A 26,136-nucleotide genomic window follows, 5' to 3' on the forward strand; every position below is an offset into this window, starting at 1 on the left:
GACATTTCTCCGGTTGCCTCACCCCGCTTGCGCTCCTATGTTCCGCCTCACCTGCCGATTACGCAAACTATTGCCAAGAGGAGACCACAATGGCTTTCGAATTGCCCGAACTTCCCTACGACTACGAAGCGCTGCAGCCTTTCATGTCGAAGGAAACCCTGGAGTTCCATCACGACAAGCACCACAAGGCCTATGTCGACAATGGCAACAAGCTCGCGGCCGAAGCCGGTCTTGCTGATCTCTCCCTGGAAGACGTCGTCAAGAAGTCGTTCGGCACCAATGCCGGCCTCTTCAACAACGCGGCCCAGCACTACAACCACGTCCACTTCTGGAAGTGGATGAAGAAGGGCGGCGGCGGCAACAAGCTGCCCGGCAAGCTGGAAGCGGCTGTCACCTCCGATCTCGGCGGTTACGACAAGTTCAAGGCTGATTTCGTTGCCGCCGGCACGACGCAGTTCGGCTCCGGCTGGGCATGGGTCTCCGTCAAGAACGGCAAGCTCGAAATCTCCAAGACCCCGAACGGCGAGAACCCGCTCGTTCACGGTGCAACCCCGATCCTCGGCGTCGACGTCTGGGAACACTCCTATTACATCGACTACCGCAACGCTCGTCCGAAGTACCTCGAAGCCTTCGTCGACAGCCTGATCAACTGGGACTACGTCCTGGAGCGCTACGAAGCCGCGACCAAGTAAGCTGTCGCAGCGACACGTGATTGAACGCCCGGCGCCTTAAAACGCCGGGCGGTTTCGTTTTGAGGCCATTTCTTTGATGGTCACGCCTGCGCCGGCCGCCTCGTCCGATCCACCTTCTCCCCCGGGGGAGCAGGTGGCCCGAAGGGCCGGATGAGGGGGCCCCGCGCACAAAGCCCGCTTCCATGAACATGCCAACCTGCGGCCAACCCGCGTCCTGTCACATCCCTGTCACCCGCCGCTCATAAGCCACCGACATGACACAGACTTCCGCCACCCCCGCTTTCCGCTTCGGCATCGTCGCGGATCCGCAATACGCCGATATCGAGCCGCATCCCGGCATGAACCGCCACTACGCCAACAGCCTCGCAAAACTCGCCGACGCGATCGAGGTTTTCAACGGTGAGGATCTGAGCTTCGTCATGACGCTCGGCGACATCATCGACCGGGATTTCGCGAGCTTCGACGATATCCTGCCGGTTTACGGGCGTTTGCAGCACGAGAGCTTTTTCCTGCTCGGCAACCACGATTTCTCGGTCGCGCCTCAACATCTCGCCGATGTCGCAGCACGCGTCGGCCTGCCGTCGCCCTACTATGCCTTTGCCCGCCACGGCTGGCGCTTCATCGTCCTCAACGGCAACGAGGTCAGCACCTTCGCGCCGGCGGAAGGGCACCCGCATCGGGCGCTGGCAGAGATGCAGCTGGCGGAGCTGCGTGCCAAGAGCGCAATCAACGCTCATGCATGGAACGCCGCCCTCAGCGACGAGCAGTTCGCCTGGCTCGGAGATCAGATCCAGGCGGCAAGCGCCGCCGGCGAGCGCGTGATCGTCATGAACCACTATCCGGTCTACCCTCCGAACCAACACGACGCCTGGGACCGCGAGCGCATCGTCGCCCTGTTGACCGCACACGATCATGTCGCCGCCTATTTCAGCGGCCACAACCACGTCGGCAACTACGGCGAGATCGACGGCCTTCACTTCGTCAATTTCAAGGGCATGGTGGACACGGAGACCGAAAACACCTTCGCCATCGTCGACGTGTGGCAGGACCGCATCGAGATCCGCGGCTTCGGTCGTGAGGAAGACCGGACGCTGAAGCTGCGATCCTAGACTGCGAGCTTTCCCAGAGTCGCAATGCCCTTTGCCACGATCATCCCCCTGGCATCATCTGACACTGACCACGACTTTGCCCTTCGCACGACCCGTTTCGACATAGTCCAATGCTTCGTTGGTCCTTTCGAACGGGAAGACCCGGTCGATCACAGGGCGTATGACACCTGCCTCGATCAAAGAGGTAATCTCTTCGAGCTGCCCGCCATTCGCGGTCATGAAGAGGAAAGAATAGCTTATGCTTCGGCGTTTCGATTTTCTCCTGATGCCGGAGCTTAGCAGGCGCATGACCTGTCGAAGCAGCCAGCCGGAGCCATTCTGCCTCGCGAAATCCGGATCGGGTGGACCGGAAATCGAAATCAGCTTCCCGCCCGGCTTCAGCACCGCAAGGGATTTTTCCAGCGTGTCCTTCCCGAGGCTGTTCAGCACAACGTCATAGCCCTTCAGCACTTTCTCGAAGTCATCCTTCTTGTAGTCGACCACCACGTCAGCGCCGAGACTTTTCACAAGAGCAACATTTGCTGTGCTCGTGGTCGTTGCGACATATGCCCCGAGATGCTTGGCAAGTTGGATCGCTATCGTGCCCACGCCGCCCGAGCCGGCATGGATCAGGACCTTCTGTCCCCGCCGTAACTTGGCCTTGTCGACAAGCACCTGCCAAGCCGTCAGGGCGACTAGCGGCATTGACGCTGCCTCTTCCATGGTCAGATTGGTCGGCTTCATCGCTACATCGGTCGCGTCGACGGCGATGTACTCGGCAAATGTCCCGATGCGATCCTGGGCCGGACGTGCATAGACCTCGTCACCGGGCTTGAATTGCCGGACATTGGCCCCGACCCGGACCACGACGCCCGCTACATCGTTGCCCAGCACCAGCGGAAGGCGATATGGCAGGATGAGCTTGAACTCTCCATCCCTGATCTTGTTGTCCAGGAGGTTCACGCCAGCGGCTCGAATCTCGACCATGACGTCGTTGACACGCAGCTCCGGCTCGGGGCTTTCGCTTAACCGCAGAGCGCCGCCTTTCGCATAGCGATCGATCAGGAATGATTTCATCAGACTAACTTTCATTTCTGTGGTCAGCCGGCAGCGCCGGCAATACGGCGATGCAAGCTCAATCGGGAAGTCTGTTGAACTTCCGAAGGTTCTTGTCGACGAAGGACTCGGGCAGGAACCGGCGCATGAAGCGGACCTGTCCTGCGGTCTTTCCGGCGGTGTAGCGTCGTTTGGGCGATGCCGCTTTGGCGGCCCTGAGGACTTCTCTTGCGACCACCTCGGGGGCGTCGCCCTTTGCGACGATCTCGCGCATCAGCTTCTCCGCGTCCGCGCGAACCGCATCGTAGATGGCAAGCGGACGGTCCGGACGCGTGATGTTCTCTTCGAAGGAGGTGCGGGTTACGCCGGGCTCGACAACCACGATGCGGATGCCCTGCGTTCGCACTTCATGGTCGAGAGACTCCGAGTAGCCTTCGATGGCGTGCTTGGTCGATGCGTAGAGCGCATTAAAGGGGGCGGGGATCAGCCCGAGTATGGAACTGAGGTTGACGATCCGGCCTCGACGCTGGCGTCTCATCACGGGCAGGACCGCATTTGTCATGCGTATGATGCCGAACACGTTCACGTCGAATACGGCCTTTGCCTGTGCCGCCGTGGATTCCTCAGCGCCACCAAGCAGTCCGATCCCGGCATTGTTGACGAGAAGATCGATCCGACCTGCGCGGCGCAGAACCTCATCGACGACGCCCTGCACGGATGCATCATCGATCACGTCGCAGACCAGCATCGTGATCCCATCCGCGGTGTCGGGCATCGGCTTTCTGCTGGTGCCGAAGACACGGTAGCCATCGCGCTTCAGCGCTTGTGCCGTTACCAGTCCGATACCGGAGGACGCGCCCGTGACCAGGGCAACGCCAGGTTCTGTTTTGCTCATCGACTTCCGCTTTCATTTTTGTCATGGAACAACGATGGGCAATGAGTTACTATCAAATCAATATCAAGTCACTACTAAAAAGATAGCTACATGAAAAATCTATCGGACCAACCCTGCCTTATCGCCCGGAGCCTCGCGCTTGTCGGGGACGCATGGAGCATGCTGATCATGCGGGACGCCCATGCGGGGTTGACCCGCTTCGATGATTTCCGCAAGAGCCTTGGTATTGCGCCGACGATGCTGACGGCGCGGCTTTCATCACTCACCGAGGAAGGACTGCTGGAGAAACGCCGCTACTCCGACCGTCCTCCGCGGGACGAATATGTGCTGACGGAAGCCGGCCGCGACTTTCTGCCGGTGCTGTTTGCGATCGGCGCGTGGGGACGCAAGCACCGCGGCGGGGGCGAGGTGACCCGTTTCTTCGATGCCGAGACCGGAACGGAGATCGACCCCGTCACCATCGACCGCGAGACAGGCGCTCCAGTCGGAACACGTCCCATTCGCATCGCAGCACCCGAGCGAGGCCCCCACGGTATATGAAATAGCGCCTCACGACTCTCGCGGCTCGAGCGATACCTCATGACTGTTGCCGCCAAATGCTGATGTCGCAGTAATTCGTCTGACCCCAGCTCTAACGGGACTGTCGGCTGTCTGCTCGCTCGGTCCAGCCGGACGTCCAGAGGTCGCGCAAGCGGTCGCCTTCGCCCTTGAAATGGTCTTCGGCGGCCGAGCAATGCTCGACGCGGTCGCTGCGGAAGTTGCGGATCGCCTGGCGCAACTCGCACCAGGCGACGATGTTTGCCGTTTGCGAGTAGTAGATCAGTGCGATCGGCCGCACCGTACGTTCGGTACTGCGGCCAAGCTCGTCGCGATAGTCGAGCATGAGTTTCTGCTCGTCGCGGATCGCGCGGCGGACAAGGCCCAGATCGAACCCTGAGGGAGATCGGGCGGCAGAGCCCCAGGCATAGAGCGCCTTGCCCTCCATCGCCTGGCGCAAAGGAGCAGGCACGGCGCCGGCTATCTTCTGGTTGACCCGCCTGGCCGCCTGCTTCAACTCGTCGTCGCCGGTGCGGTCCAGAAGCGCCAGCGCCAATACGATCGCCTCCATCTCCTCGATGGAGAACATCAGCGGCGGCAGGTCGAAGCCCGGCCGCATGATATAGCCGATACCGCGCCCACCCTCGATCGGCACCCGCATCGCCTGAAGTGCCGCGATATCGCGGTAGATCGAGCGCACGGTCACCTCAAGCGTCTCGGCCATGGCAGCCGCCGTCATCGGCCTGCCGGCCAGCCGCAGGATCTGGATGATTTCGAAAAGCCGTGAGGCCTTGCGCATTTTCTGCCCTCGTCGTCAACGCTACTGACAATACCCTGTCAGTTGGAGTTTCGTATAGAGCCGCCTATCGAATTGAAAATCAACAAGGTCTGCGAATCGGGCCTTGTTCCGGATGGCGGTAAACTGACATGACCTATAGCGAAAACCTCTGGCTCTACTTCACTCTTCTCTTCGGCATCATCATCGTGCCGGGCATGGATATGCTCTTCGTACTCGCCAACGCTCTGACCGGCGGCCGGCGCAGCGGCATGGCGGCGACGGCAGGCATCATGGCAGGCGGCGCGGTGCATTCGCTCTACGGTGCGATCGGCGTCGGCATCCTGGCGAGCCTGCTGCCGGCGCTCTTCAACCCGCTGCTCTTCGCGGGCGCCGCCTATATGGCCTGGATCGGCTATACGCTGGTCCGCAGCTCCATCACCGTGCACGCGGTCGATGCCGATGGCGGCAGCTCCCGTTGGCGGGCTTTTCGGCAGGGGGCGGTCACCTGCCTCATCAACCCCAAGGCCTATCTCTTCATGCTCGCGGTCTATCCGCAGTTCCTGAAGCCGATCTACGGTCCGATCTGGGTGCAGGGCATCGTCATGGGGCTGATGACGATGGCGACGCAGGCCGCGATCTATGGAACGGTGGCCTTCAGCGCCGCCCGGAGCAGGACGATGCTGATCTCCAATCCGCAGGCGACGATCCTCGTCGGACGGGTCGCGGGCGGCCTGCTGATCGCGGTTTCGCTTCTCACCGCCTGGCACGGCTGGCGTACGCCGGTATGAGGACGACGGCACAGGCTTCGTCGGATTCCTGAAATGCGTGCGATATCACCCACTTGTTACTGCGTGGCTGAGATAAATTTGCAATCATGCCGGCGTTGGAACGAAGCGCCGGGCTTCGAATATCTCGGTAATCGAAGAGGAGTGGAGACATGAGACTGAAAGTAATCGCCGCGGCAGTTCTCGTCGCCGGCATGGGGGTGACGTCGGTCTTTGCGGCCGCGGAGGGAACCCACGATGCACGCGTCGCATTGATGAAGAAGGTCGGCGGCTCGGCCGGGGTCCTCGCTGCCATCGCCAAGGGCGAAAAGCCGTACGATGCCGACGCCGTCAAGGCAGCGCTGACGACGATCTCGGAAACCGCCAAGGTCTTTCCCGATCAGTTCAAGGCGGGCACGGACACCAATGCCAAGGACCCCGAGGCGAGCCCGAAAATCTGGGAAAACATGGATGACTTCAAGGCGCGCGCGGCAAAGCTCGGCACCGATGCCGATACGCTTGTCGCACAGCTTCCAGCCGACGCGGCTGCAGTCGGCGCCGGTTTGAAGGTGCTCGGCGCAAACTGCGGCGGCTGTCATCAGATCTACCGCATAAAGAAGGAATAGCGGTCCTCCTTGCTCTTGCCTGCGATCCGCCGCGGCCTTGCCGGCCCGGCGGATCGCTTTATGTTGAGCATTGGGTCGGCAATGGGAGAGCGGCGCATGGTTCGCAGGTTTATCCGGTTTCTACTCTGCGTCATCGGTGTCGTTGCGATCGGCGGAGCCGCATTCTACTTCATAATCGCTCCCAATCCCCTTCCGGAAAGCCATTGGGCGAACCTCGGTACCCCCGACGTCAGGAACGGCGAGATGGTCTTCTGGGCGGGCGGCTGCGTCAGCTGTCACGCAGCGCCGGGCGCGCAGGCGGATGCCAGGCTCACGCTTTCCGGTGGTCTCGCGCTGAAGAGCCCCTTCGGCACATTCCACGTCCCCAACATTTCGCCGGACGAGAAGGCCGGCATCGGCGGATGGACCCTTGCGCAGTTCGGCAACGCGATGAAACGCGGCGTGACACCGGACGGCCGACACCTCTATCCCTCGTTTCCCTACGGTTCCTACGCCCGGCTGACCGACAAGGACGTCAACGATCTCTTCGGCTATCTCAAGACGCTGCCGAAGAGCGGCAACGTCGCGCCGCCGCACGAGTTGCCGTTTCCGTTCAATATCAGGCTTGCGCTCGGCGGCTGGAAGTTTCTCTATTTCAACGACCAGCCGCGCGTCGCGCTTGCCAACGCCGACGACAAGCTGAAGCGCGGGCAGTATCTGGTCGAGGGACCCGGCCATTGCGGCGAGTGTCACACGCCGCGCGGCGCGCTCGGCGGCTTCACCGCCGATATGTGGCTCGCCGGCGCGCCCAATCCGGAAGGCCAGGGTCGGATACCCAACATAACGCCGGGGTCGAAATCGATGGGCACATGGAGCGAAGGCGACATTGCCACCTATCTGGAAACCGGCTTCACGCCCGATTTCGATTCCGCCGGCGGTTCGATGACCGAGGTCCAGCGGAATATCGCCCACCTTCCCAAGCCTGACCTGGAAGCGATCGCTGCCTATCTCAAGGCAGTGCCGAGCCGCTGAGGCCAGCGAACTCAAAATCGCCGCATTGCAACATTCAATTGTTCTAAAATGAACTGAATGCCCTGACGGCCTTTGCGGGTCGTTTCCGAATGACGACCGAACAACGTCTTCCGAAAGGCCAGTGCATGCAAAGCGCACCAGTGACGCCAGCCAACGACATCGAAACCGTTGCCCGCAAGGGCGGAAAGCTCCGCCGCATGGCTGTCCGCATACCGACCTACATGGCGGATATCCGAGAAAACCCCGCTTGGCTGCCGATGTTCCTGCTGGCCCGGACCCTGCCCGGACGGCGGGCCCACTGGCTCGCAGCACGCCCAAGCAACGGTGCGATCGAAGGTTTGCCGACGATTTTTGCGGATGTCGATGTCGAGACAGCCGTCGAGGCACTGAAGCGGGAAGGGCTGTTTGCCTCTCTCGCCCTTCCGGCACCGGTCACCGAGGAGATCGCCGCATTTGCCAGCGACACGCCCTGCTTCGGCAACTTCGACCGCGGGATCGAGTTTCGTGCTCCCGATCATCGCGCCACCGAGGAGCGGCTCGGGCGGCCGATCTTGAGCGGGCATCACTTCGAGCGTGCGCTCGACTGCCCGGCAGTGCGGGCGGTGCAGCGCGATCCCTTGCTGTCGGAGATTGCGCGCAGATATCTGGGTGCGCAGGCCCGCCTTATCACCACCCGCACCTGGTGGAGCTTTCCGACCAGGGCGAGCGAGGCAGACCGAAGCCTCGCATCGCTCGACAAGTATCACTTTGATCTCGACGACTGGCGGATGCTGAAGTTCTTCTTCTATCTGGTCGATGTCGACAGCGGCACCGGGCCGCATGTCTACGTCAGGGGCAGCCACAACAAGCGGCGCATGAAGCATCAGCTGACTCTGCTGGTCGGCCATCCCGCCGCTGAGATTCACGAATTCTATGGCAAGGACAGTCCCCTGACGCTGACCGGCAGGGCAGGCACCGGATTTGTCGAAGACCCGTTCGGCTTTCACATGGGAACCGTCGCAACGCAAAAGCCGCGCCTGATGATGGAAGTCGGCTTCGGCGTCTCCAAGCCGTCCCGTCGTCGCTTCCACGCGGAGCCGGTGCTGGGCTGATACGCCGCGATCAGGCGGCCTTCGGCTGGTGTTCCGCGCCGAACATCAGCACGTATTGATCGAGTTCGTCGCCCCCGAGCCCCAGAGCCCGGTAGACCTCGGCAGCGAATGTCACCGGTGCCGATCCGGCCGCGGTAATGATCTTGCCGCCGCGCACCGCATAGGGGCCTTCCTTGTAGTGCGCCTTGCCGGAATAGCCCGGCACCCCGGCGATGAAATCGGCTGCATTGCTGGTGTGCGCCGCCTTGTTCAGCGCTCCTGCCCTGGCAAGCGCCAGCGTCGCGCCGCAGATTGCGCCGACAATCTTGCCGTGCGCAAGAAAGTCTTCGACGACAGGCGCGAGATCCGGCGCCTTTTCCGTTTCCCAGATGGTGCCGCCGCAGAGGATGAGCGCGTCGAACGCGTGCGCGTGCAGGTGTTCCAGCGCCGTATCCGGCGAAACGCGCAGGCCGCCCATCGAACGCACCTCCGCGCCTTCCGGCGTTGCCGTCACCACGTCGAAGTTGAAATAGGTGCGCGCCGATGCCGTCAGCGGCGCCACCTCCCAATCGGCGAATCCTTCCGTGAGCACGATAGCAAGTCGCGTCATTGTTCTCTCCCTGGCCGAAATGTGAACGTCAGGCGAGCTCTTACGCCAAAGCCTGCATATAGCGCATGCCGGTGACCGGACGAGGGACGAAGTCCATGTTCTCGTAGAAACGGTGCGCCTGGACGTTACCCGTGGCGGCGCTCACCGACAGGTAGCCGCAGCCTGCGTTGCGGGCGGTATCGCGCGCCCGGCTGACGAGATGCTGCCCGACGCCGTGGCCGCGATGGCCGTCGCGGACGAAAAGGTGATGCAGGTCCATGCCGCGCGCGCCGTCCTGCGCCCTGTAGAGCGGTACCAGGATGGCGTAGCCGATCAGGCCTTCGTCCGTCTCGGCGACAAGTGCCGATATCCAGGGCAGGGAACCGAACAGGTCGCGCTCCAGCTGCTCCGGCGTGGAGGCTGCCGCGTCGCCGTGGTGCCTGGCCAGCAGCGCAATCATCTCGTTGAGTTCCGGCAGGTCGCGCGGCTTGGCGGCGCGGATGTTGATGACAGGCGGGCGGATCAATGAGACTTCGGTGTCGTCGATTTCAATCACGGTCTTGGCGTCCTTATCTGGTATTCCGCTGTCAGGACGCTGCCGATACAACAAAGCCGCCTGACGGCGGCTTGTTGACAATATGATCTGTCCAGCCGCCCTCTAGAGGTACAGCCAAAAATACGTGCTGGTGATGGGCGCGTGCTTGATCATGAGCGAATACTTCGTCGCAAATCGAACACTTGTCAAGCGGCTTGCTCCGGCCTTCCGGAAGGCCACTTTCCATCCTGATATAAAAATACTATACCCCCCTATACTAATTGAGAGAGATCGATGTCGCATACCACCCACCATAAGAAGAAGCTGATCGCGCGGGTCAATCGCCTGAAGGGTCAGATGGAGGCGGTCGAGCGGGCGCTGGATACAGGGCGCCCCTGCGGCGAAGTCCTGCAGCTGCTGGCCTCGATCCGGGGCGCGCTGAACGGCCTGACGGGCGAGGTGCTGGACGATCATCTGCATGAGCACGTCCTCCACGCGGCCGACGAGAACGCTCGCAGCGAAGCTGTCGAGGAAATCTCGGAAGTGCTGCGAACCTACATCCGCTGAGGCGTTGCTGAGAAGGAGTGTGCCATGAGCGCGCAGACCGAAAGACTGGAACACGACCACGTGTTCCTCGGGGCCGATCACGATCGCCATGCGCGTCGTGTATGGCTGGTGATTGCGCTGACCGGCGCGATGATGGTGGCGGAAATCGTGGCGGGCACCTACTACGGCTCCATGGCGCTCGTCGCCGACGGCTGGCACATGTCGACGCATGCGAGCGCCATGCTGATATCGGCAGTCGCCTACGTCTATGCCCGCCGACAGGCGCACAACCCGCGCTTCACCTTCGGAACCGGCAAGCTCGGCGATCTGGCCGGGTTCGCAAGCGCCATCGTCCTGGCGTTGATTGCACTGCTGATGGCCTGGGAGAGCGTGCTGCGCCTTGCCCACCCGGTGCAGATCGGCTTTTCGCAGGCAATCGGCGTCGCCGTCGCCGGGCTGCTGGTCAACCTTGCGAGCGCATGGCTGCTGAAGAGCGAGCACCATGGCCATGGCCACCGACATCGGCATGAGCACGGGCATGACCACAGCCACGGCCAAGGTGACGATCAGTCTCACAATCACGCAGGTCACCACGCCCATCACGCCCCGGACAACAACATGCGCGCGGCCTATGTGCACGTCGTCGCCGACGCGCTGACGTCGGTGCTGGCAATCGCGGCCCTGGTACTCGGTAGCCTCTACGGCTGGCTGTGGCTCGATCCGCTGATGGGAATTGTCGGTGGTCTCATCATCGCCCAATGGTCCTGGAGCCTGATGAGGTCGGCCGGCGCCGTCCTCCTCGACACGGTGCCCGACAGCGGCGATCTTCCGGGCGAGATCCGCGCGGCGATCGAGACCGACCGCGCGCGTATCACCGACCTGCACGTCTGGCAGGTCGGCCCCGGTCACCACGCGGCAATCGTGGCCGTTGCCACCAGCGAACCGCACGGCCCGTCGTTCTACAAGAGCAAGCTCTCGGCGCTGGCACGCCTCTCGCACGTGACGGTCGAGGTAACCAAAGCCGCGGGCTGAATGCGACGCAAGCGAGCCACAATCTCCCTCTAGCTCTGTCTCCGTTGATTCTGGCAGAGGGCTTTTCATGCATCGCTTTTCGATCCGTCGTCGGACGCTCCTTGGTTCCGCATTGCTTTATCCTGCGTTGTTCCTGTCGGGCGCCGCGCGCGCCGCCGAAAGCGACGACGAGATCGACCGTCGCATCGGCGAACTGGAAAAGCGGATCGGCGGCCGTATCGGTGTTTCGGCGATCGATACCCAGACCAACGTCTCGTTCGGCTATCGCGAGACCGAGAGCTTTCCCATGTGCAGCACATTCAAGGTCCTGGCCGCAGGCATGGTGCTCTCGCGCGTCGACAAGGGCCAGGAGAACCTCGAGCGCCGCATCGTCTACGACAAGGACAAGCTGGTGACCTATTCGCCGGAAACCGAACAGCATGTCGGCGGCGAAGGCATGAGCGTCGGCGAGCTCTGCAAGGCTGCCATCACGCTCAGCGACAACACCGCCGGCAATCTGCTGCTGGAGAGCGTCGGCGGCCCGAAGGAGCTGACGAACTGGCTGCGCACGCTCGGCGACGGTTCCACCCGGCTCGACCGCTGGGAGACCGATCTCAACGAGGCGAAGAAAGACGATCGGCGCGATACGACGACGCCCGATGCCATGCTCGACACGCTCGGCAATCTTGCGCTCGGCTCGGTGCTCTCGGAACCCTCGCAGAATACCCTGGTCGAATGGATGGTCGCAAACACCACAGGCGCTGCGCGCCTGCGCGCCGGTCTTCCGGACAGCTGGAAAATCGGCGACAAGACCGGTACCGGCAACAACGGAACGGCCGCCGACATCGCCATCGCCTGGCCCCCCGGGCACGGTCCGGTGCTGATCACGACCTATGTCGCCGAAGCGCAGGTGCCTGTTTCCGAGATCAACCCGATCTTCGCCGAAGTCGGCCGGATCGTCACGGAAATGGTGTAAAGCGGGGAGCATTGGCGAACGAGTTCCCGCTCGACTATTGCAACGGCATCTAGGGGATGTGAAATGCCGCTCTACCGGAATGACCACGGCGGCAAAAAGCCGACGGCGCGAGACAAGCCCGAAGCGGCAATCGAAAATCGCCCGCCAGAACTCGAGCAGAGCGCGGGATCGGCAGTACCGCGGGCCCTTGCTTTTGGCCGGGCACTCCGTGGGCGCGGCTGCCAAACCTGGAGTGACGCTGCCGAGAGGGCGTTTATCGACAGTCTCTACGAGGATTGAACAGCGGCGGACCATTCTCGCCCCTCATTCTCGCCCTTGTGGCGGGAATGCAGTGTTCGTCTGTGAACGCAAGAGACCTTTCTCAAGGCGCGGACGCGCCGTGGCTGGATTTCTGTGACAAGCACAGAAATGAGGGTCGCTAAACTGGAATATAAACGTTCACATTCAACGGCATACGGCGGAAACGTGAATCTCCGCCGCATCGAGATGAATCAATCTCTGAAGTCGTTCAGGCCGTAATGACGCCTGCTTCGTCGTCGGCGCCCTTGTCGTCGACCCCGGTCAGCTGCTTCTTGATCTCGTCGGCGATCTGCTTTTCGATCGCCTGGCGTTCTTCTTTGGCCATGCCCTTCAGGTCGTCTTCGGTCAGGCCCAGCCGCTCCAGTATCTGGGCGCGGATGCGCTCCGCAGGCGTCATGTTTGCAAGGTCAGTGAACTCGCTGACTATGGCATTGTACCGTGCCTTGGCACTGTCGTCGCCGCCGTTGACCGACAGGCTGCTGCTTTGCAGGGCCCACATGGTACCCGAGATGGAGGGCGGGGTCGTGCTGGGCTCAAGTGCTGCGCCGCTTTGACGGACGCCGCTTTGACCGTCGAGAGCCTGTTGCCTGTTTCGCTGGCCGGACTGGCCGAACACGCCGGTGAGTCCGTATGCGCTGGAAATGCTGTCACCGATCTTCATGGAAATATCTCCCTGGACAATGCGCGGGAGAATTGCGCCGCGAGCCTGTGCCAACCTTGTGCCCGGCGGTGAAACAGGTCGACAGAATGGCCGCGCGTCGGCGGCCATTCTGTCGTTTCCGCAAAGGTGTTCAGGGCAGGGCGTAGGCGATCACATAGTCGCCCGGCTTGGTGCCGATCGAGCCATGCCCTCCCGCGACCATCACCACATACTGCTTCTTGTCGCTCGTCGTGTAGGTCATCGGCGTCGCCTGGCCGCCGGCCGGCAGTCGCGCCTGCCAGAGCTGGTTGCCGTTGGTCACATCGTAGGCGCGCAGATAGTTGTCGACCGCAGCACCGAGGAATGCGACGCCGCCTTTGGTCAGCATCGGGCCGCCGATACCGGGCACGCCGACCTTGAAAGGCAGGGGCAGGGGCGTCATGTCGCGCACTGTGCCGTTCTTGAGCTTGTAGGCGATCTTGCCGGTGAGCAGATCGACGCCGGCGACATAGCCCCATGGCGGTGCCTGGCAGGGAATGTTCAGCGGCCCGAGGAAGGGTCCCATGAAGACGCCGTAGGGTGCACCGTCGTTGCGGTTCAGGCCCTGTTCGCTGCCCTTCTCGTCCTGCCCCTTCGGCGGGATGTCGGCCGCCGGCACGAGGCGTGAGGTAAAGGCCAGGTAGGTCGGCATGGCGAACATGATCTGCCGCTCGGGATCGACGGCGACGCTGCCCCAGTTGAAGGTGCCGAAGTTGCCGGGATAGATGATAGAGCCGCCGAGCGACGGCGGGGTATAGCGGCCCTCGTATTTGTAGCGATGGAACTGGATGCGGCAGGCGAGCTGGTCGAACAGCGACACGCCCCACATGTCCTTTTCCTGCAGCGGCGGCGGGGAGAAGGTCAGGTCGGAGATCGGCTGGGTCGGCGACGTATGATCCTCGGGGATTGCACCGCCGGGGGCGGGGATTTCCTTGAAGGGAATGATTGCCTGGCCGGTGCGGCGGTCGAGCACGTAGACGTCGCCCTGCTTGGTGGCGCCGACGAGTGCGGGAACGACCGTGCCGTCTGCCTTCTTCATGTCGAACAGCACCGGCTGGGCCGGGACGTCCATGTCCCAGAGGTCGTGATGCACGAACTGCTGCACCCATTTCAGCTGCCCGGTGTTGATGTCGAGCGCGACGATCGACGACGAGAACGTCTCGACATTTTCGCTGCGGCCCATCCCGAGTTGGTCGGGCACCTGGTTGCCGAGCGGCACGTAGACCATGCCGAGCCCGTCATCGACGCTGAGGACGGACCAGCTGTTCGGCGAGTTCGTCGTATAGGTCTGGCCCTCGGGGAGCGGTGTGGTGATATCGGGATTGCCCGAATCCCAGTTCCAGATCAGCTCGCCCGTATTGATGTCGAAGGCGCGGATCACGCCGGACTGTTCCTGCGTCGAGTAGTTGTCGTTGACGGCGCCGCCGACGATCAGCTTGCCGGCCACCGCGACCGGCGGCGAGGTCGAATAGTAGTAGCCGGCCGGATTGTATTTCATGCCCTTTTCGAGCTGCAGCACGCCCTGGTCGGCAAAGCTCGTGCAGACCTTCCCGTCCAGAGCGTCGAGAGCGATCAGGCGGGCATCCGATGTGGGGAGGTAGATGCGGTCGACGCAAGGCGCCCCGCCCGCCGCCGCCGTGTCGTGGTAATAGGTCACGCCTCGGCAGGTCTGGTGCTGCCGATCCGGATTCATGCCGGAGTTGGCATCGTATTTCCATTTTTCCTTGCCGCTCGTGGCGTCGAGCGCAATCGCCCAGTTGTGCGGCGTGCAGAGGTAGAGCGTATCGCCGATCTTCAGCGGGGTGACCTGGTAGGTGGTCTCGCCGACGTCGTCAGGCCTCTTCACATCGCCGGTCTGGTAGCGCCATGCCTCCTTCAGGTCCTTGACGTTGCTGACGTTGATCTGTTCGAGCGGCGAATAGCGCTGGCCGAAGGGCGTACGGCCGTATTGATGCCATTCGCCGTCGGTCACCGTTCCCCCGAACGTGGGCGTGCCGGTGATTTCGGTCGGCAGGCTGCCGGTCTGGTCGTGCTGGGTGGTTGTCATGGAGTAGCCGGCGACCGCGATCGCGATCAGGACCGGGATGGCAAGCGGCCACGGGTTTGCACCGTAGGCGGTGCCGGTCGGGCTCCGGAAGCCGAGAGGCCGGCGGATCCAGGGTGTCAGCATCCACAGGCCGAGGAGAATGATCAGCCCGCCGCGTGGCCCGAGTTGCCACCAGTCGAACTCGACCTCCCAGATCGCCCAGCCAAGCGCGGCGACAACCAGCACGGCGTAGACCCATAGGGCCGAGGCTTTTCGCAATAGCAGCAGGACGGCCGTCAGCAGGAACATCGCGCCCGCGAACAGATAGAAGAAGCTGCCGCCGAGCATCACGAGCCAAAGCCCGCCGCCGCATAGCGCCAATCCGATGAGCATGAAAACGACCGAGGTAATGACAACAGCCATTATGGATTTCTCCCGCTGAAAACTGCACTCGGACACCTGATCGCGTGCAGGCTCCCGAGGACTCGGGAAGGAATTGTGAAAGCTCGCGAAACACGGCAAACAGTTGCTGTCGCCAGCATTCTCAACCACATAGAGCAGGTTTCCTGCCTTTCAACCGCCACATTTGCCGCAGGGCGGGACGGCCCTAGTCGGTGTCCGCGTGGTTTGTAGCAGGCCGGCCTGCCCGCGCGATCGCGCTGCTCCGCCGCAAGTCCGGAGAAGACCCCCCACGCGAACTCCCTCATCCTGTGCTCGTCACAGGGATCCAGCAGCGCCATGTCCATGACGCGTGAGACCACGCCGTCTCGGCAGATTTCCCCGCCGCGCAGACGCGCATCGACTGGATTCCTGTGACGAGCACAGGATGAGGGAACTTGGATTTGGCGCCTCAGGTGCCGCAGAATGTCTGCAGCACGCGCTCTTCGGGCTTCGGTGGTTCCATGTAGGCGGCAAAGGCCGGCTGTTCTTCGTAGGGTCTGGAAAGAACGGTCAGCAGGGCTTCGAAGAGCGAGAAATCGGCATCCTCGACCGCCGCCGCGATGACCTGTTCGATCCGGTGGTTGCGCGGGATGAAAGCCGGATTGACGGCCAGCATGGCGGCGGCGCGTTCTGCCGCGGACGGCATCTCGAGCGACAGCCGTTCGCGCCAGCGCACAAGCCATTCGCTCGCCGCAGCCGGCTCCCGGAAAGTACCCAGAAAAGCCGGTTCGGCGCTGCCGTCGGCAGCAAGGTGGGAGAGGCGTCGGAAGGTCAGTGTGAAGTCGGCCTGCTGCGCCTGCATCAGCGCCAGCAGCGACTGGACGAGATCGAGATCGCCGTCCTCGACGGACGACAGCCCGATTTTCTCCCGCATGCCGCGCAGCCAGTGGATCTGGAAGCGCTCGCCGTAATCCTTGAGCACCGTATTGGCAGCCTCGAGCGCTGTCTCGGCATCGTCGCCCAACAGCGGCAGCAGTGTTTCGCCGAGCCGCGCGAGGTTCCATTGCCCGATGCCCGGCTGGTTGGCGTAGGCATAGCGGCCGCGCTGGTCTATCGAGGAAAAGACCGTCGCCGGATCGTATGTGTCCATGAAGGCGCAGGGGCCGAAATCGATCGTCTCGCCCGATATCGTCATGTTGTCGGTGTTCATGACGCCATGGATGAAGCCGACGTGCAGCCATCTGGCGATCAGCGCCGCCTGCCTGTCGCAGACCGCCTCGAACAGGCCGAGATAGGGGTTCGCCGCCTCTTTCAGGTCAGGATAGTGCCGGTCGATGACATAGTCCGCGAGCGCCTTGACACCGTCGGCATCGTCGCGCGCGGCAAAGAACTGGAATGTGCCGACGCGGATATGGCTTGCGGCAACGCGCGTGAACACGGCACCGGGCAGCACGTCCTCGCGATAGACAGGCTGGCCCGTGGAAACGGCGGCCAGCGCCCGTGTCGCCGGCACGCCGAGCGCATGCATGGCCTCGCTGACGATATACTCCCGAAGAACCGGCCCGAGCGCCGCGCGACCGTCGCCATTGCGGGAAAACGGCGTCTGTCCGGCGCCCTTGAGCTGGATGTCGCGGCGCTGGCCGTCTCGGTCGATCACCTCGCCGAGCAGGATCGCCCGTCCGTCGCCGAGCTGCGGCACGAAGCCGCCGAACTGATGCCCCGCATAGGCCATCGCCAGCGGATCGGCACCTTCCGGAACGAGGTTGCCGGAAAAGATCGCTGCGCCGTCGCGTTTCAGCGCTTCGATATCGAGGCCGAGCTCGGCGGCAAGCGGCTCGTTCAGCTTGATCAGCCACGGCTCGGACGCCTGCGACGGTGTTTGCCGTGCAAAAAAGTGCTGCGGCAGCCGCGCATAGCTGTTGTCGAAGGCAAAATGCGCAGAGGTGCGCGCGGTATCCTGCAGGGCTTGGGTCATGGTCCATAGGTAGTGCCCGGTGCCGATTGCTGCAAGCGGGCCGGCGTGGTAGGATTTTATCCTACTCCCATTGTTGCGAAAGCGAGGACGTCCGATGGAAAAGCTGAGCATCACCCTGCCGACCGAAATGGTCAATGTGATCAAGGCCGAAGTCGAGGCCGGCACCTTTGCATCGACCAGCGAAGTGCTGCGCGAAGCCATGCGCGTCTGGATGCGCCGCGAGGAGGAACACAAGGAGCGCATCGCCGCGATCCGTGCCCGTGTGCAGGCCTCGCTCGACGATCCGCGACCGAGCTTGACGGGTGAGGAAATTGACGAGTGGCTTGAGTCCTTGCGCAGCGAGCAGCAGTAGCCATGAAGCGCTATCGCGTTCTCTTACGTGAGACCGCCAAAGCCGATCTTCGGTCTATATTTGACTATGTGCGCGACAGAAGCGGAAGTCGTGAAACCGCCTTCCGCTAAACCAGGCGGGTGCGCCGACGCTGCGAGAAAATCGGCGAGGCTCCCCTAGGAGGAGCACCTAGACCGGAATTCGGGATGAACATCCGGATGATTGCATTCGAGCGGAGCGTCGTCGTTCTCTATGTCGTGGTGGAGGGACGCGTCGAAATCACCAACCTCATCGCCGGCGGGCGCGACTACGAAACATTGTTGCTCCACAGCGACTGACCACCCATACTCTCAGCTCACACCAGACCTGCCATAAAAGCATAACGCCGCCACATTTGCGGGCGTATACAAAGGCGTAATCCCCCTTTGGCATCACGCCATACCATAATCGCGGCCATGGCTTCCGCGCCGGCCGCGCCATTGCGAGTGATCCCTGACGATGTCGGATCAGATCTATCAGGCAGGTGCCGTCGAGCGCCGCCAGCCCAATTTCCGCGTGATTGCGATGATCGTTGCGAGCGCCATGTTCATGGAGCAGCTCGACGCGACGGTGCTTGCGACGGCACTCCCCACCATGGCGCGCGATTTCGGGGTCAGCGCGCCCTCGATGAGCATCGCGCTCACCTCCTACCTGCTCAGCCTTGCGATCTTCATTCCGGCGAGCGGCCTGATTGCCGATCGTTTCGGGTCCCGCACCGTCTTCCGCTCGGCGATCGCCGTCTTCATCGCCGGCTCGGTCTTCTGCGCCCTGTCTCCCAATCTCTTCTGTCTGGTGCTGGCCCGACTGCTGCAGGGGCTGGGTGGCGCGATGATGCTGCCGGTCGGCCGTCTCGTTCTGCTGCGCAGTGTCGACCGCAAGGACATGGTCAACGCCATGTCGTGGCTGCTGGTGCCGGCGCTGATCGGCCCCATCATGGGTCCGCCGGTCGGCGGGCTGATCGTCACCTATCTCGACTGGCGATGGATCTTCTACATCAACGTGCCGATCGGCATCATCGGCTTTACGCTGGTTTCGATCTTCATCGGGGATTTCAAGGGAAAGGCGAGGGTTCCCTTCGATGCGATCGGCTTCGTTCTGTCCGGTATTGCGCTTGGCTCGCTTCTCTTCGGCTTCGAAACGTCGAGCCGCCCGGGAGAGGGCGCCTTCTCGCTCTTCCTCATTGCTGTCGGCCTGCTCTTCGGCCTCGCCTACCTGCGCCACGCGCGGCGCCACCCGTCGCCGATCATGGACTTCTCGCTGATGAAGGTGCCAAGCTTCGGCACGTCGGTCATCGCCGGCTCCCTGACCCGCATCACGCAGGGTGCGCAGCCGTTTTTGCTGCCGTTGTACTTCCAGCTCGGCTTCGGGCTGTCGGCGGCCAAGGCAGGCCAGCTGGTCACCGCGGCTGCGATCGGCTCCATGGCAATGAAGGCCTTTGCCCCGCGCGTGCTGCGCCGCTTCGGCTTCCGCAATGCCCTGATTGCCAACGGCGTGATCGCCACATTCGGCTATGCGCTCTGCGCCGCCTTCCGTCCCGACTGGCCGCTGACGCTGATCTTCGCGATCCTGGTCATGTGCGGCTTCTTCATGTCGTTCCAGTTCACGGCCTACAACACGGTTGCGTATGACGAGATCGACCGCGACCGCATGAGTTCGGCGACCAGCTTCTACACGACGTTCCAGCAGCTGATGCTGTCCCTCGGCATCTGCGTCGGTGCGCTTGCGCTGCATGCTTCGATGTCGTTCAACGACAGCGAAACGCCGCAACTCCATGATTTTTCGGACGCCTTCCTCTTCGTCACTGCGATCTCCATCACCGCGACCTTCTGGAACCTGCGCTTCTCGCGCAACGCCGGCTCCGACATCAGCGGTCATGCGGCCGCTGCGCACGACGGGCACTGAGGCATTGGTTTTCTTTCGGGAATTCTAATTGGCGTCTTCCATAGCGGCCGCCATCTCGGCGAGCTTGCGGACCGTGTTCAGGTTGCGGGCCGTTCCGGGTTTCAGCGCCGGCAGCTTGAGCTTCGATTGGCCGGAGCCGATCGGGAAATGCACGTAGATCTCCCGCCCGGCGACGACGGCTTCCTCGCCGTCCGGTGCGACCAGTTTGTCCAGTGCGTCCGCGGGCGCTTCCGCAGGCAGAAAACTGACGAGCAGGTAATTCGGCTTGGCATCCGGGAAAGGCGCATTCGCCACGATCGCGTCCAGTTCCCTGCGGCTGCGCAGCACCACGCCCGGCTTCTTGCCGAGCGCCTTGCCCAGGGCTTCCTCCAGCCGGCGTTCGACGTCGGCTTCCGCGTCGTCGGAGCGAAACAGCACGTTGCCGCTCTGGATGTAGGTCTTGACGTCGGCGAAGCCGAGCGCCTCGCAGATCGATTTCAGCTCAGCCATCGCAAGCTTGCCGGTTCCCCCGACATTGATGGCGCGCAGCAGGGCGATGTAGACGGGCATTCTCGGCTCCATGAATTTCTGAACATTGTGTGCGGATCAGTCGGTCAGGCACAAAGCCTTCCTTCCCTCATTCCTGTCCTTGTGACAGGAATCCAGCCACGGCGCGTCTGCGCCGTGCATGACTTCTGTAAAAGCCTTTTCGCCCAATGACTTGGGGCGCGCTGGATTCCTGTGACAAGCACAGGAATGAGGGTGTGAAGGTCGATTTATGCGCCCTCGGCACCGGATGCGATAAGCGTTCTTCCGAACCCCGCCTTATGCCTTCCCGGCAACCTTGATCGCGAAGGCATATTCGAAGGCGATCTCTTCCAGCCGCTGGAAGCGGCCGGATGCGCCGCCATGGCCGGCATCCATGTTGGTCTTCAGAAGGATCGGCGCTTCGCCGGTCGTCTTCTCGCGGAGTTTTGCCACCCACTTCGCCGGTTCCCAGTAGGTGACGCGCGGATCGGTCAGGCCGCCGAGCGCCAGGATCGGCGGGTATGGCTTGTCGCCAACGTTGTCGTAGGGCGAATAGGCCGCGATCTGCTCGTATTCTTCCCTGCTGTCGATCGGATTGCCCCATTCCGGCCATTCCGGCGGCGTCAGCGGCAGGGTGTCGTCGAGCATGGTGTTCAGCACGTCCACGAAGGGAACGGCGGCGATGACACCTGCGAACTTCTCCGGCGCCATGTTGGTGATGGCGCCCATCAGCATGCCGCCGGCCGATCCGCCCTCGGCGATGATGTTCTTGTAGGAGGTGAACTTCTCCTGATTCAGATAGTCAGCCGCGGCGATGAAATCCTTGAAGGTGTTGGTCTTCTTCTCCATCTTGCCGTCTTCGTACCAGGCAAAGCCCTTGTCCTTGCCGCCGCGGATATGGGCGATGGCATAGACGAAGCCGCGGTCGACGAGCGACAGGCAATTGGTGTTGAAACCGGCCGGAATGGTGACGCCATAGGCGCCGTAGCCGTAGAGCAGGCAGGGCGCCGAACCGTCGAGCGGGGTATCCTTCCGATAGAGCAGGGTGACAGGCACCTCGACGCCGTCCCAGCCGGGCGCAAACACGCGGCGGGTGACGTAGTCGTCGGAATTGTGGCCCGAGGGCACTTCCTGCGTCTTCAGCAGCGTGCGCTCGCGCGTCACCATGTTGTAGTCGTAGAGCTGCGAGGGCGTCGTCATCGAGGAGTAGGAAAAGCGGATGATGTCGCTGTCATATTCGGCGGCACCCTGCAGGCCGAGCGAATAGGCCTCCTCGGCAAAGGCGATGGCATGTTCCTCGCCGGTCTTGCGATCGCGGATCATGATCTGCGGCAGGCCGTCCTTGCGCTCCAGCCAGATCAGGTGGCGGGCATAGGCCATGTGGCTGATGACAAGCGTGCCGGGCTTGTGCGGCACCACCTCGCGCCAGTTTTCCTTCCCCGGATTTTCAACCGGTGCTTCCACGATCTTGAAATCCTTGGCGTCGCCGTCGTTGGTGAGGATGTAGAACACGTCGCCGCCCTCGGTCATCGAGTATTCGATGCCTTCCTCGCGCACCGCGACGAGCTTTGGCTCCGCCGTCAGGTCCTTGGTCGACAGCAGCCGGTATTCCGACGTCTCGTGGTCGTGGATGTCGATGTAGATGAAGTCGTCGAGCAGCGAACCGCCGACCCCCATGAAGAAGCCCGCATCCTCTTCCTCGTAGACCAGTCTGTCTTGCGACTGCGGCGTGCCGATCACGTGGTGAAACACCTTCGAGGGGCGATGGTTCTCGTCGAGTGCCGAATAGAAGAAGCTCTTGCCGTCGGGCGCCCAGGCGCCGCCGCCGCCCGTGTTCTCTATGACGTCGGCCATGTCCTCGCCGGTCGTCAGGTCGCGAACCTTCAATGTGTAGAATTCTGAACCCTTGTCGTCATAGCCCCAGATGCCGCGATTGTGATCGGTGGAATGATCGACGCCGGCCAGCCGGAAATAGGCCTTGCCGGCCGCTTCCTTGTCGCCGTCGAGCAGCACGGTGCGGAGCGTCTCGTCCTTGACGTCGCCGTTGCGGGGAATGCGGAAATAGCGCGGCTGTTCGCCGCCGGTCACGAAGAAGGTGCCGTAGGCGTAGTCGCCGTCCTTCATCGGCACCGAGCTGTCGTCTTCCTTGATGCGGCCGCGCATTTCGGCAAACAGCGTCTTCTGCAGCGGCTTGGTGTCTTCCATTGCCGCATTCATGTAGGCGTTCTCGGCCTCCAGATGCTGGCGGATCTCGGGGTCGAGAATCGACGGATCCTTGAACATTGCCTGCCAGTTGTCGGCGCGCAGCCAGGCGTAATCGTCGGTACGGGTCATGCCGTGGCGCGTGTCGGAGAGCGGCTTCTTGGAAGCTGCGGGCGGGGTCGGCAGATTTTTGAAGACGGACAAGGAATGCTCCGGGTGGGAATTCAGCTGCCCAAGAGATAGAGGGCGAGCGGCGCCGGATCAAGCTCTGGTGGCAGCGTCGAAGGGACGCCGCTCGAAATAGAAGGATGGCTCACGTTGCCTTGATGTCACCACATTGTTTAACAATGTCCGCTACGGTCGCGCGGAATTTCGTCATCGTTTACCGCCCTGTCCAAGGCGGGCGACGTCGGCTTCCGGAACAAGGATGCAAAGGAATTTCACGGTAATGCCAAAACGTATCGTCTTGCTTCTCTCTGTTCTCAGCCTTGCCGCGCCAGCCTTTGCAGTCGACCCGGCGATCAAGAAGCAGCTCGAGAAGCTCGACCCCTCGACCCGGCTCGAACAGAGCTGCGACACCGAGGCGATGAGCCGAATCAACAAGGACGAAACGGGCTACAAGCCCGACAAGGTGATCGCCTATACCTTCAAGGATCCCGTCGCCGGCGACGACAAGCTCGAGGCCCCGGGCGCCGTTTTCCGCAGCAAGGGCGATTGGTATCACCTCTCCTACAGCTGCGTCACAGGTCCGCAGCACATGAACGTCCGCGAAATGCAGTACACGATCGGCGACAAGGTGCCGCGCGAAAAGTGGACCAAATATTATCTCTATGACTGATCCGGCGGGCTCGCGGCTCAAGAGCCGGTGTGTGCCCGCATACATCCTGCATCCGCGTCAGGTGGCCTTTTCCGCGCGCCTGCGAATAGAAAAAGTCGAAGACATCAGGATCAAGCTTCAGATGTACCGATCGCGACTTTTTCGGGTCGCGTATCTCTGCCTTCGCCCAGAAATCGGCTCCGAGATTCTCTCCGTCCGGAGCCTTCGGGTCGTGAAAGAGGCCCTTTTCCTTCATTCGGCGGACGTCCGCCAGCGAAGCACGCTTCATATTGTCTTCGGCCATGGCGACCTCCTTTCCATGCTGTCACCAGACGCGTTCTTCCGCCGCGCTCGGTATGGACGACGACGAGGCATTCTTCGTCGACAAGCCCAAACGATATGAACCGCATCTCACCGTAGGCCCGGCGATCGTCGACACGGGGCAACACCGCTCCTCGAATATAAGTGCGGCGTAAAGTATGTCGATGCCGCGGTTTCTAAGGGTCTCTTGCCGCCTGTTCTCGTCCCATTCAAATTCCAAACACATTTCTCCTGGATAGGAGGTGATCGCTTTGGATGTAAGTGTATGAAAAAAGCGTACGCTTTTCAGACGGGTCAACGGGCCGCATGGTCTCTAGAGAAACCAGCAGGTAAGCTGTTTCTCGAAATTGCAGAAATCAGCCTCATGAATCGCTTTCTTCTCGTTCCGACATTCCTGCTTGCCGCTGTTTCCGCCGCCTCCGCGGCGAATGCCGTGCCGCCGGTTGCAGCGCCACCGAAGGCAGCGATGGCACCGAAGCTGGTCGAGCCGCATCTGCGCATTGCGCGGTCCGGCCTCAAGGGCCATGCCCGCGTTGCGCTGACGTTCGATGCGTGCATGGGCAAGGCCGACGACCGTATTCTGTCGGTTCTGGTCAGCGAGCGCATACCGGCGACGATCTTCGTCACGGCGCGCTGGCTGAAGCACAATCCGCAGGCGCTCCAGGTCTTCCTGCAGAATCCTGACCTCTTCGAACTCGAAAATCACGGCCAGAACCACATTCCGGCCGTCGACAAGCCGGTGTCGATCTATGGCATCGCGTCTGCCGGCTCTCCCGAAGCGGTTCGCCAGGAAGTGCAGGGCGGCGCCGATGCGATGCTGGCAGCGGGCATCGTGCCGCCGCGCTGGTTCCGCGGCTCCACGGCGAAGTACGACCTCTCCTCGATCGCCCAGATCCGCGCCATGGGATACCGCATTGCCGGCTATTCCGTGAATGGCGACGGCGGCTCGCTCCTTGGCGCTGCCGTGACCGAAAAGCGGATCGCGGCCGCCAAGGACGGCGATGTGGTCATTTCCCACATCAATCAGCCGACCCATGCCGCAGGCGAAGGGGTGGCAAAAGCCATCCTCGATCTCAAGGCCAAAGGCACGGAGTTCGTCCGGCTGCAGGATGTCGAGGACACCGGCGACGATCAGACGACCCAGTGAGCAATGCCTGGGGAGGCAAGACCGGGGCTGAGCGCTAGCTCAGCGCGTCGGCGCCGCTGCGTTCGACCGCTGCGAAACTCTTCAAGCCCGGAACGTCGCGATCCATCGCGAAATCGTCGAACCACTCCCTGTACCCACCGGCAATCATCGCGCCGATCATCTGCGCGGCGAGATACGAGAATGTGATGCCGTTGCCGCCGTATCCGTATGCGCCGTAGACATGGGGCAGGGAGGGAACCGGCCCGATCAGCGGCAGCCCGTCGGCGGTTTCGCCGAACGTCCCGCACCAGGCATTGGCCACGCGCGTGTCCGCCTTCGGCCAAAGCCGCTTCATCTTTTCCCGGATGGCCATGATCTTCTGCGGCAGCTTGCTGTCCCGTGCCGCGGGATCGATCGTATCGTCGTCCTCGCCACCGGCGACGATGCGGCCGTCCGGCGTCGTTCGCATGTAGAGATAGGGATTGCTGTCCTCCCAGATCAGAGCCTGGTCGCGCCAGAGCGTCGCCGGATCCTGCGGCAGGGTGGCAAGCGCCCAGCTGGAAGTCGGGCGATGAAGTTTCGGCATCTCGATCCCCGGCAGCGCATAGCCGGTTGCCAACACCGCAGCCTTCGCCTCGATCACGAAGGAGCGATCCGTTTCCGCGGTGACGCGGCCTCCCTCGCTGTGAAGCCTCTCCACCGAGGCGCCGACGAGGCGCGCGCCATGATGCCGTGCGATATCAAGCAGGCCCCAGGTCAGAAGCAGCGGATCGGCCTCCGCCGAGCCGCGCGACAGGATGCCCGCGTCGCGGTCGAGTTCGAATTCGGTGAACAGGTCGCAATGCTCCAGATAGGTGCTCGGCAGGCCGGCGCGACGGCGGAGCGCGACCTCGGTCAGTAGGTCGCGCGCGCCTTCCTGGTTGCTGGTGAGGAACAGCGATTGCCGCGGCCGGAAATCGCAGGGAATGCGGTGGGTGGCAATCAGCTTGGAAAGGCCGGCGACGGCAGCGGCGCTGCGCCGATACATGCCGACGGCGCGCTCGAAGCCATAAAGCTGTTCGAGCTCGCTGAGCGTCCGGTCTATTTCCCATTGCAGCATCGCGGTGCTGGCGGCGGTGCTGCCGAGGCCCGGCTCCTCGCGGTCGACGATGGCGACGGACAGGTTACGCTCGGCAAGAAGCTGCCCCATCAGCGCGCCTGTAATGCCGCCGCCGATCACGAGCGCATCCACCTTGAGGTTTTCCTCGAGCGGTTGATAGCTGGGCCTGGTGCCCGGCAGTCCCCATGGCGACAGCCCGCTCGTCAGGCGGTCGTGGCTGGAGTCCTGAAGATCGATTTCCGCCATCGGACGCGTCC

Annotated in this window: 27 protein-coding genes; 16 read left to right on the forward strand and 11 right to left on the reverse strand. The window is 62.5% G+C overall.

Translation table 11 applies throughout. From position 1 onward, the window contains the following. Nucleotides 1-89: 89 nt before the first annotated feature. Both ASC97_RS02920 and ASC97_RS02925 read left to right on the forward strand, forming a co-directional pair. Nucleotides 90-692: a superoxide dismutase gene (locus tag ASC97_RS02920; protein ID WP_057466827.1), complete on the forward strand. Its 603-nt coding sequence runs from the start codon at nt 90-92 to the stop codon at nt 690-692. Nucleotides 693-946: 254 nt separating this feature from the next. Continuing rightward, complete coding sequence (locus ASC97_RS02925; protein WP_057466828.1) at nt 947-1,801, forward strand: metallophosphoesterase; 855 nt, start codon at nt 947-949, stop codon at nt 1,799-1,801. A gap of 54 nt (nt 1,802-1,855) precedes the next feature. On the opposite strand, the gene ASC97_RS02930 is transcribed toward ASC97_RS02925, so the two are convergent. Both ASC97_RS02930 and ASC97_RS02935 read right to left on the reverse strand, forming a co-directional pair. Next, on the reverse strand, nt 1,856-2,857 hold the full coding sequence (locus ASC97_RS02930) for an NADP-dependent oxidoreductase (protein ID WP_057466829.1): 1,002 nt from the start codon (nt 2,855-2,857) through the stop codon (nt 1,856-1,858). Nucleotides 2,858-2,915: 58 nt separating this feature from the next. Then, nucleotides 2,916-3,731, reverse strand: a complete 816-nt coding sequence (locus tag ASC97_RS02935) for an oxidoreductase (protein WP_057466830.1) — start codon at nt 3,729-3,731, stop codon at nt 2,916-2,918. Between the two features lie 90 nt (nt 3,732-3,821). Here ASC97_RS02935 and ASC97_RS02940 point away from each other — a divergent pair, with 90 nt between their 5' ends. Continuing rightward, a complete protein-coding gene (locus ASC97_RS02940) occupies nt 3,822-4,271 on the forward strand; it encodes a winged helix-turn-helix transcriptional regulator (RefSeq protein WP_057466831.1) in 450 nt (149 codons plus the stop codon). Between the two features lie 91 nt (nt 4,272-4,362). Here the strand turns inward: ASC97_RS02940 and ASC97_RS02945 are convergent, their stop codons facing one another. Beyond that, the gene (locus tag ASC97_RS02945) at nt 4,363-5,067 is read right to left on the reverse strand and encodes a helix-turn-helix transcriptional regulator (protein ID WP_057466832.1); all 705 of its coding nucleotides are present in this window, start codon (nt 5,065-5,067) and stop codon (nt 4,363-4,365) included. A gap of 128 nt (nt 5,068-5,195) precedes the next feature. Here ASC97_RS02945 and ASC97_RS02950 point away from each other — a divergent pair, with 128 nt between their 5' ends. The 4 genes from ASC97_RS02950 to ASC97_RS02965 all read left to right on the forward strand — a co-directional run bounded on the left by ASC97_RS02950 (nt 5,196) and on the right by ASC97_RS02965 (nt 8,538). Beyond that, nucleotides 5,196-5,834, forward strand: coding sequence for a LysE family translocator (locus ASC97_RS02950; RefSeq protein ID WP_057466833.1), 639 nt, complete (start codon nt 5,196-5,198; stop codon nt 5,832-5,834). 149 nt (nt 5,835-5,983) lie between these two features. Next, nucleotides 5,984-6,436 (forward strand): c-type cytochrome, encoded by a 453-nt coding sequence (locus tag ASC97_RS02955; protein WP_057466834.1) that lies wholly within the window; start codon nt 5,984-5,986, stop codon nt 6,434-6,436. A gap of 96 nt (nt 6,437-6,532) precedes the next feature. Next, nucleotides 6,533-7,447: a c-type cytochrome gene (locus ASC97_RS02960; RefSeq protein ID WP_057466835.1), complete on the forward strand. Its 915-nt coding sequence runs from the start codon at nt 6,533-6,535 to the stop codon at nt 7,445-7,447. A gap of 125 nt (nt 7,448-7,572) precedes the next feature. Continuing rightward, nucleotides 7,573-8,538, forward strand: coding sequence for a hypothetical protein (locus ASC97_RS02965; protein ID WP_057466999.1), 966 nt, complete (start codon nt 7,573-7,575; stop codon nt 8,536-8,538). A 10-nt stretch (nt 8,539-8,548) separates the two neighbouring features. Here ASC97_RS02965 and ASC97_RS02970 read toward each other — a convergent pair whose 3' ends face one another. Both ASC97_RS02970 and ASC97_RS02975 read right to left on the reverse strand, forming a co-directional pair. Beyond that, nucleotides 8,549-9,127 (reverse strand): type 1 glutamine amidotransferase family protein, encoded by a 579-nt coding sequence (locus ASC97_RS02970; protein WP_057466836.1) that lies wholly within the window; start codon nt 9,125-9,127, stop codon nt 8,549-8,551. Nucleotides 9,128-9,167: 40 nt separating this feature from the next. Continuing rightward, a complete protein-coding gene (locus ASC97_RS02975) occupies nt 9,168-9,662 on the reverse strand; it encodes a GNAT family N-acetyltransferase (RefSeq protein WP_057466837.1) in 495 nt (164 codons plus the stop codon). A gap of 273 nt (nt 9,663-9,935) precedes the next feature. Here ASC97_RS02975 and dmeR point away from each other — a divergent pair, with 273 nt between their 5' ends. The 4 genes from dmeR to ASC97_RS02995 all read left to right on the forward strand — a co-directional run bounded on the left by dmeR (nt 9,936) and on the right by ASC97_RS02995 (nt 12,453). After that, nucleotides 9,936-10,208, forward strand: coding sequence for a Ni(II)/Co(II)-sensing transcriptional repressor DmeR (gene dmeR, locus ASC97_RS02980; RefSeq protein WP_057466838.1), 273 nt, complete (start codon nt 9,936-9,938; stop codon nt 10,206-10,208). A gap of 24 nt (nt 10,209-10,232) precedes the next feature. Then, entirely contained in the window at nt 10,233-11,219 is a 987-nt protein-coding gene (dmeF, locus tag ASC97_RS02985; protein ID WP_057466839.1) for a CDF family Co(II)/Ni(II) efflux transporter DmeF, read from the forward strand. A 67-nt stretch (nt 11,220-11,286) separates the two neighbouring features. Then, a complete protein-coding gene (gene bla / locus ASC97_RS02990) occupies nt 11,287-12,174 on the forward strand; it encodes a class A beta-lactamase (RefSeq protein WP_057466840.1) in 888 nt (295 codons plus the stop codon). 63 nt (nt 12,175-12,237) lie between these two features. Continuing rightward, a complete protein-coding gene (locus tag ASC97_RS02995; protein ID WP_057466841.1) occupies nt 12,238-12,453 on the forward strand; it encodes a hypothetical protein in 216 nt (71 codons plus the stop codon). A gap of 229 nt (nt 12,454-12,682) precedes the next feature. On the opposite strand, the gene ASC97_RS03000 is transcribed toward ASC97_RS02995, so the two are convergent. The 3 genes from ASC97_RS03000 to ASC97_RS03010 all read right to left on the reverse strand — a co-directional run bounded on the left by ASC97_RS03000 (nt 12,683) and on the right by ASC97_RS03010 (nt 17,535). Further along, entirely contained in the window at nt 12,683-13,135 is a 453-nt protein-coding gene (locus ASC97_RS03000; protein WP_057466842.1) for a hypothetical protein, read from the reverse strand. Between the two features lie 130 nt (nt 13,136-13,265). Then, nucleotides 13,266-15,602, reverse strand: a complete 2,337-nt coding sequence (locus tag ASC97_RS03005; protein ID WP_057466843.1) for a glucose/quinate/shikimate family membrane-bound PQQ-dependent dehydrogenase — start codon at nt 15,600-15,602, stop codon at nt 13,266-13,268. A gap of 427 nt (nt 15,603-16,029) precedes the next feature. Continuing rightward, nucleotides 16,030-17,535, reverse strand: coding sequence for a protein adenylyltransferase SelO (locus ASC97_RS03010; RefSeq protein ID WP_057466844.1), 1,506 nt, complete (start codon nt 17,533-17,535; stop codon nt 16,030-16,032). A 94-nt stretch (nt 17,536-17,629) separates the two neighbouring features. On the opposite strand from ASC97_RS03010, the gene ASC97_RS03015 reads away from it, so the two are divergent. The 3 genes from ASC97_RS03015 to ASC97_RS03025 all read left to right on the forward strand — a co-directional run bounded on the left by ASC97_RS03015 (nt 17,630) and on the right by ASC97_RS03025 (nt 19,807). Next, nucleotides 17,630-17,887 (forward strand): ribbon-helix-helix domain-containing protein, encoded by a 258-nt coding sequence (locus ASC97_RS03015; RefSeq protein ID WP_057466845.1) that lies wholly within the window; start codon nt 17,630-17,632, stop codon nt 17,885-17,887. A gap of 185 nt (nt 17,888-18,072) precedes the next feature. Then, the gene (locus ASC97_RS35890) at nt 18,073-18,204 is read left to right on the forward strand and encodes a hypothetical protein (protein ID WP_274534136.1); all 132 of its coding nucleotides are present in this window, start codon (nt 18,073-18,075) and stop codon (nt 18,202-18,204) included. A 160-nt stretch (nt 18,205-18,364) separates the two neighbouring features. Continuing rightward, the gene (locus ASC97_RS03025; protein WP_057466846.1) at nt 18,365-19,807 is read left to right on the forward strand and encodes a DHA2 family efflux MFS transporter permease subunit; all 1,443 of its coding nucleotides are present in this window, start codon (nt 18,365-18,367) and stop codon (nt 19,805-19,807) included. A 24-nt stretch (nt 19,808-19,831) separates the two neighbouring features. Here ASC97_RS03025 and ASC97_RS03030 read toward each other — a convergent pair whose 3' ends face one another. Then, nucleotides 19,832-20,356 (reverse strand): DUF1697 domain-containing protein, encoded by a 525-nt coding sequence (locus ASC97_RS03030; protein WP_057466847.1) that lies wholly within the window; start codon nt 20,354-20,356, stop codon nt 19,832-19,834. 255 nt (nt 20,357-20,611) lie between these two features. Further along, nucleotides 20,612-22,720, reverse strand: coding sequence for a S9 family peptidase (locus ASC97_RS03035; protein WP_057466848.1), 2,109 nt, complete (start codon nt 22,718-22,720; stop codon nt 20,612-20,614). A gap of 244 nt (nt 22,721-22,964) precedes the next feature. On the opposite strand from ASC97_RS03035, the gene ASC97_RS03040 reads away from it, so the two are divergent. Together ASC97_RS03040 and ASC97_RS03050 are read left to right on the forward strand one after the other, a co-directional pair. Next, complete coding sequence (locus ASC97_RS03040) at nt 22,965-23,354, forward strand: DUF930 domain-containing protein (RefSeq protein ID WP_057466849.1); 390 nt, start codon at nt 22,965-22,967, stop codon at nt 23,352-23,354. 664 nt (nt 23,355-24,018) lie between these two features. Then, the gene (locus tag ASC97_RS03050; RefSeq protein ID WP_057466851.1) at nt 24,019-24,801 is read left to right on the forward strand and encodes a polysaccharide deacetylase family protein; all 783 of its coding nucleotides are present in this window, start codon (nt 24,019-24,021) and stop codon (nt 24,799-24,801) included. Between the two features lie 34 nt (nt 24,802-24,835). Here ASC97_RS03050 and ASC97_RS03055 read toward each other — a convergent pair whose 3' ends face one another. Next, nucleotides 24,836-26,125, reverse strand: coding sequence for an NAD(P)/FAD-dependent oxidoreductase (locus tag ASC97_RS03055; protein ID WP_057466852.1), 1,290 nt, complete (start codon nt 26,123-26,125; stop codon nt 24,836-24,838). Nucleotides 26,126-26,136: the final 11 nt, after the last annotated feature.

The sequence above is a fragment of the Rhizobium sp. Root1203 genome (genome assembly GCF_001424945.1).
Lineage (GTDB): Bacteria > Pseudomonadota > Alphaproteobacteria > Rhizobiales > Rhizobiaceae > Rhizobium.

What these genes read in the sequence shown, in the direction of transcription:
- ASC97_RS02935 (WP_057466830.1), bottom strand. Translation starts at nt 3,731, where the DNA reads ATGAGCAAAACAGAACCTGGCGTTGCCCTGGTCACGGGCGCGTCCTCC.
- ASC97_RS03025 (WP_057466846.1), top strand. Translation starts at nt 18,365, where the DNA reads ATGTCGGATCAGATCTATCAGGCAGGTGCCGTCGAGCGCCGCCAGCCC.
- ASC97_RS03030 (WP_057466847.1), bottom strand. Translation starts at nt 20,356, where the DNA reads ATGCCCGTCTACATCGCCCTGCTGCGCGCCATCAATGTCGGGGGAACC.
- bla (WP_057466840.1), top strand. Translation starts at nt 11,287, where the DNA reads ATGCATCGCTTTTCGATCCGTCGTCGGACGCTCCTTGGTTCCGCATTG.
- ASC97_RS02940 (WP_057466831.1), top strand. Translation starts at nt 3,822, where the DNA reads ATGAAAAATCTATCGGACCAACCCTGCCTTATCGCCCGGAGCCTCGCG.
- ASC97_RS03015 (WP_057466845.1), top strand. Translation starts at nt 17,630, where the DNA reads ATGGAAAAGCTGAGCATCACCCTGCCGACCGAAATGGTCAATGTGATC.
- ASC97_RS02955 (WP_057466834.1), top strand. Translation starts at nt 5,984, where the DNA reads ATGAGACTGAAAGTAATCGCCGCGGCAGTTCTCGTCGCCGGCATGGGG.
- ASC97_RS03040 (WP_057466849.1), top strand. Translation starts at nt 22,965, where the DNA reads ATGCCAAAACGTATCGTCTTGCTTCTCTCTGTTCTCAGCCTTGCCGCG.
- ASC97_RS02945 (WP_057466832.1), bottom strand. Translation starts at nt 5,067, where the DNA reads ATGCGCAAGGCCTCACGGCTTTTCGAAATCATCCAGATCCTGCGGCTG.
- ASC97_RS03050 (WP_057466851.1), top strand. Translation starts at nt 24,019, where the DNA reads ATGAATCGCTTTCTTCTCGTTCCGACATTCCTGCTTGCCGCTGTTTCC.
- ASC97_RS03055 (WP_057466852.1), bottom strand. Translation starts at nt 26,125, where the DNA reads ATGGCGGAAATCGATCTTCAGGACTCCAGCCACGACCGCCTGACGAGC.
- ASC97_RS02925 (WP_057466828.1), top strand. Translation starts at nt 947, where the DNA reads ATGACACAGACTTCCGCCACCCCCGCTTTCCGCTTCGGCATCGTCGCG.
- ASC97_RS03010 (WP_057466844.1), bottom strand. Translation starts at nt 17,535, where the DNA reads ATGACCCAAGCCCTGCAGGATACCGCGCGCACCTCTGCGCATTTTGCC.
- ASC97_RS02970 (WP_057466836.1), bottom strand. Translation starts at nt 9,127, where the DNA reads ATGACGCGACTTGCTATCGTGCTCACGGAAGGATTCGCCGATTGGGAG.
- ASC97_RS35890 (WP_274534136.1), top strand. Translation starts at nt 18,073, where the DNA reads ATGAACATCCGGATGATTGCATTCGAGCGGAGCGTCGTCGTTCTCTAT.
- ASC97_RS02950 (WP_057466833.1), top strand. Translation starts at nt 5,196, where the DNA reads ATGACCTATAGCGAAAACCTCTGGCTCTACTTCACTCTTCTCTTCGGC.
- dmeF (WP_057466839.1), top strand. Translation starts at nt 10,233, where the DNA reads ATGAGCGCGCAGACCGAAAGACTGGAACACGACCACGTGTTCCTCGGG.
- dmeR (WP_057466838.1), top strand. Translation starts at nt 9,936, where the DNA reads ATGTCGCATACCACCCACCATAAGAAGAAGCTGATCGCGCGGGTCAAT.
- ASC97_RS02930 (WP_057466829.1), bottom strand. Translation starts at nt 2,857, where the DNA reads ATGAAATCATTCCTGATCGATCGCTATGCGAAAGGCGGCGCTCTGCGG.
- ASC97_RS02960 (WP_057466835.1), top strand. Translation starts at nt 6,533, where the DNA reads ATGGTTCGCAGGTTTATCCGGTTTCTACTCTGCGTCATCGGTGTCGTT.
- ASC97_RS02920 (WP_057466827.1), top strand. Translation starts at nt 90, where the DNA reads ATGGCTTTCGAATTGCCCGAACTTCCCTACGACTACGAAGCGCTGCAG.
- ASC97_RS02965 (WP_057466999.1), top strand. Translation starts at nt 7,573, where the DNA reads ATGCAAAGCGCACCAGTGACGCCAGCCAACGACATCGAAACCGTTGCC.
- ASC97_RS03005 (WP_057466843.1), bottom strand. Translation starts at nt 15,602, where the DNA reads ATGGCTGTTGTCATTACCTCGGTCGTTTTCATGCTCATCGGATTGGCG.
- ASC97_RS03000 (WP_057466842.1), bottom strand. Translation starts at nt 13,135, where the DNA reads ATGAAGATCGGTGACAGCATTTCCAGCGCATACGGACTCACCGGCGTG.
- ASC97_RS02995 (WP_057466841.1), top strand. Translation starts at nt 12,238, where the DNA reads ATGCCGCTCTACCGGAATGACCACGGCGGCAAAAAGCCGACGGCGCGA.